The 1,214-nt window shown below is 57.1% G+C and carries 1 protein-coding gene; it reads left to right on the top strand.

Translation table 11 applies throughout. From position 1 onward, the window contains the following. Window positions 1-272: 272 nt before the first annotated feature. Window positions 273-1,214, top strand: a 942-nt coding sequence (locus tag J1D76_RS27805) for an IS110 family transposase (protein WP_421141563.1), incomplete at its 3' end; no start/stop codon positions are given.

The following is a 1,214-nucleotide window of genomic DNA, read 5'->3' on the forward strand; positions in this document are numbered from 1 at the left end:
GCTCCTTGTATGTTGGCCCTGACTCCAAGGGGAAAGGTTACGCTCAAGGCGTCATACAACAGCAAGTGCGTTTCTGGGGGAGGCCGATCGCTCCTGAAGGCAGGATTTGCTCCTGACCTTGTCTGTAGAGAGGCCCCCCCGCCTCATTGCCCACCACGAAGAGTATCGAGAAGCCGACAAGTCGGACTTCGCATTACAAGGTTGCAGTGGCATGAAGTTCGAGGTCGGGGGAACCAGAAGCAATCTTACCTAAAGTCAGGGAAGTGGAAAGCATGAATACTCATGTCGGCATAGACATCGGCTCCCGCACGTCTGCCATGGGATGGCGGCAGAGCGGTAAAACATCGGGGCAGTGGGCCATTCAGCACAGCCCGAAGGGCCGCAAGGCCACCGTGGAGAAGCTGTTGCGGCTCAAGCCGCTGAGCGTGGTCATGGAGGCCACCGGCATTTACTACCTGGATCTTGCCATGGAGTTGCATGCCGCCGGCTTGCCGGTCTCGGTGATCAACCCCAAAAGCTTCCACAACTTTGCCAAGCTGATGCTGCAAAGCAGCAAGACAGATCAGATTGATGCCCTGTTGCTGGCCGAATATGGCGAGCGCATGGCGCCTAGGCTTTGGGTCCCGCCTACCGTGGATCAAATGACGCTGCGTGCAATTGGCCGTCATATCAACCGGCTGATCGGCCATCGAACGAGGGCCAAGAACGAACTGCATGCGCTACAGGCGACAGAAACGAGTGTTGAGCTGCTAATCAAGGATGAGCAAGACGCGATTGCAGCATTGGACGCCCGGATTGATCGCTTGAAAAAGGCGGCACGTGATGCCATCGCCAAATGCCCGGATTTGAGTTTGCAGTTTCGCTGCATGATGGCTGCACCCGGAGTGGGAGAGGCCTCAGCCATCGCCGCACTGGCTGAGCTGACGACGCTTCCGGTGACACTTAAATCGGCACAGGTCAGCCGCTATGCAGGGCTGGATGTGAGATTGACCCAGTCAGGCACAAGCGTGAACCGACCAGGACGAATGTCTAAGTGCGGCAACGCCTACTTGCGTGCAGCGATGTTCATGCCGGCGATGACGGCAATCCGCTGTGATGAGAATGTGAAGGCCTTTTACGAGGCTCTGGTAGCTCGCGGCAAGAAGAAAATGCAAGCCATCGGAGCGGTGATGCGCAAATACCTGACCGGGTTATGGGCGTGCATGCGTTCTGGA

This window comes from Pseudomonas sp. NFX15, assembly GCF_049132105.1.
Classification (GTDB): Bacteria; Pseudomonadota; Gammaproteobacteria; order Pseudomonadales; family Pseudomonadaceae; genus Aquipseudomonas.